General features: G+C 67.8%; 3 protein-coding genes. 1 reads left to right on the top strand and 2 read right to left on the bottom strand.

Annotated elements, in window-relative coordinates; genetic code table 11:
- A partial coding sequence (locus K8V11_RS09660) for an adenylosuccinate synthase (protein ID WP_303913321.1) occupies positions 1-918 on the bottom strand: 918 nt, incomplete at its 3' end.
- A gap of 179 nt (positions 919-1,097) precedes the next feature.
- Here K8V11_RS09660 and K8V11_RS09665 point away from each other — a divergent pair.
- Entirely contained in the window at positions 1,098-1,751 is a 654-nt protein-coding gene (locus K8V11_RS09665) for a hypothetical protein (protein ID WP_303913314.1), read from the top strand.
- An 85-nt stretch (positions 1,752-1,836) separates the two neighbouring features.
- Here K8V11_RS09665 and K8V11_RS09670 read toward each other — a convergent pair.
- On the bottom strand, positions 1,837-2,812 hold a 976-nt coding region (locus K8V11_RS09670; protein ID WP_303913317.1), incomplete at its 5' end, for an alkaline phosphatase.

Consider the following 2,812-nt stretch of genomic DNA (forward strand, 5'->3'; position numbering starts at 1 on the left):
ACAACGGCGGGTGCGCCCGGTGTTCACGCCGACCTCGCCGCCGGTGACCTGAAGGTACTCGCCCCACTTATCGAACAGCTCCGTGGGGAACGGTCCCGCGCCCACGCGAGTCGTGTACGCCTTGACGATGCCCAGCGAGTGCGTGATCCGCGTGGGGCCGATGCCGGAGCCGACACAGGCTCCCCCGGCGGTCGGGTTGGACGACGTCACAAAGGGGTAGGTGCCGTGGTCGACGTCGAGCATGGTGGCCTGGCCACCTTCCATGAGCACGCTCTTGCCGTTTTCCAGCGCCTCATTGAGCATCAACGTCGTGTCCGCGACCATCGGCCGCAGCCGCTCGGCGAAGGAGAGGAAGTACTCGACCATCTCCTCGACCTCGACCTCGCGCCGGTTGTAGATCTTGACCAGGACCTGGTTCTTCGTGTGCAGCGCGCCCTCGATCTTCTGCCGCAGAATCGACTCGTCGAACACGTCCTGCACGCGCAGCCCTACGCGCGAAACCTTGTCCGCATACGCGGGGCCGATGCCGCGCCCGGTGGTGCCGATCGCGCGCTTGCCGAGGAAGCGTTCGGTCACCTTGTCGAGCGCCTGGTGGTACGGCGCGACAAGGTGCGCATCGGCCGAAACCCGCAGGCGGGAGGTGTCCGCGCCACGGGCCTCGAGCCCTTCGATCTCCTCGAACAGCGCCTCGAGGTTGACGACGACCCCGTTGCCGATCACCGGCGTCGCGGTGGGCGAGAGAATGCCCGCGGGCAGCAGCTTGAGCTCGTACTTCTCGCCGCCTACGACCACGGTGTGGCCGGCATTGTTGCCGCCGTTCGGCTTGACCACGTAGTCCACGCGGCCGCCGAGGATATCGGTGGCCTTGCCTTTGCCTTCATCGCCCCACTGGGCGCCGATCAACACGATCGCGGGCATATTATTCGTCACCTCGTCACGTTCGCCGCGGGCACCTGGCAGCGCCTCGGCGGCGGAAATTGGACTTCCCGGCGCGTTCTGCACGCACCAACCCACTAGGTTACCGCTTACCTCCGACACTGCGGAAAGTTCGCGCCCGCCACTTCGCCCCGCACCAGCGCTCGCGGCATAGTGGACGCATGCACATTCTGCGCTGCGGGGACGCCGCCACCTTTGCCCCATTGGACTCATGCCGTATGACGTCGGGCGAGGCGATCCCCACGAAGGCGCAGATCGACGAGGCCCTTGAACTCGCATCCGAGCGCCTCGTCGTCGCCGGGTCGGACGCGGCCCTCGCCGCGGTGATGACCCGGCTCATGCGCACCGAGCGCCTCGACACCGAGGTCGCGTTCGTCCGCGCCACCGCGAGCCCCGTGACCACCGCGTACGGCCTCCCCCACGGGGACGTCGCCGCCGAACTCGCCGTCACCGGAATCGCGCAGCCGAGCGTCCTCATCCGCGACGAGTCCGGGCAGGCGATCGTCGGCCAGGCGCTGTGGACCGGGCCCGAGCAGGGCAAGCTGGAGGGGCAGGTCTACGCCGATTCCGAGCATGTGTTCACCGGAAAGGTGCCGTTCGTCGAGCTCCTCCCCTCTCTCGACGGGCCCGGCGTGCGCGTGGCCTCGGGCAAGAAGCACGGGCTGCGTCGCCGCCGCGAATGGTTCGACGGGCGCGCCGTTCAGCTGGGCACTGCGGGTGCCATCGTCGTGCGCGACGGCGTGCCCGCGAAGCGTCCGGTCAAGCGGTCGAGCGTGTATCGCCACACCGAGCCGATGCATCTCGTCCGTCCCTGAGCGCGCCGGCGCGCCTAGACAGCAGAAGGCCCGCCCTGCGACGACCTTCCGGTCGACATAGGGCGGGCCACTACCAGCGTCGGGACTACTTGCCCTCGGCGGTCCACCAGTTCTCGAGCGTGAGCTTCGCGATCGTGGTGTTGTCGATGTAGGAGCCGCGGACCGGATCCTGCTTATCGGCGGCGGCGATAACCGCGTCCGCGCCGGCGCCTCGCACGAACACCGGCACGAGCTGGTTCGTGTGGTTACCCGAGTACCACTGGTGCGAGGCGAGCTGACCGGCCGGGCCGTGCAGCGCCTTCCACCCGTCGCCCTGCTCCTCGCCGGAGAGGAAGCCGGTCTCGTGATCGGCGGTAACGATGACGAGCGTCTCGTCCCAGTTCGAGTTCTTCTCGACCCAGTCGTTCACGGCCTCGACCGCAGCGTTGAAGTCCTGGGTCTCCTCGACGTTGCGGGCCGACTCGTTCGCGTGGCCGGTCCAGTCGATCGCGCCACCCTCGATCATCACCTGGAAGCCGTCCGGATCCTGGTTCAGCACGTTGAGCGCCGCAGTCGACATGGTCGGAAGGTCGGTGACATCGTTCTCCGGAACGTCGCCCGGGGCGGCGGATTCGCCGTCGCGGTTCTGCTGCAGCGTCGTGGCCACCGGGGCGAGCCCGAAGTAGCGGTCCGAGGAAACGTTGCCCGCGGCGAGGTCTGCGAACGTCTCGCTGTCGTCGAAGTAGTCGAAGCCGCTATCGCCCGACTCGAGCAGGTCCTGGCCCTCTTCGGAGAGGTACTCGTATTTCGCGGAACGCTCGGTGGCGTTGTCGTCGAAGTCCGGGTGCCCGGCGCCGAAGATGACGTTGAGATCGCTGTCGATCATCTCGTCGGCCATCTCGTGCAGCGCGTTGCGGTCGGAGTTGTGCGCGCCCCACGCGGCCGGCGTCGCATGGTTGAACGGAACCGAGGACACGACGCCGGCGGACTTGCCGATTGAAAGGGCGCGCTCGTTGGTGTTCTCGAGCTCGTTGCCCTCGGCGTCCACGCCGATCATGCCGTTGAGCGTCTTCTGGCCCGTG

The organism is Dietzia timorensis, from assembly GCF_020742175.1.
Classification (GTDB): domain Bacteria; phylum Actinomycetota; class Actinomycetes; order Mycobacteriales; family Mycobacteriaceae; genus Dietzia; species Dietzia timorensis_A.

What these genes read in the sequence shown, in the direction of transcription:
- K8V11_RS09665 (WP_303913314.1), top strand. Translation starts at nt 1,098, where the DNA reads ATGCACATTCTGCGCTGCGGGGACGCCGCCACCTTTGCCCCATTGGAC.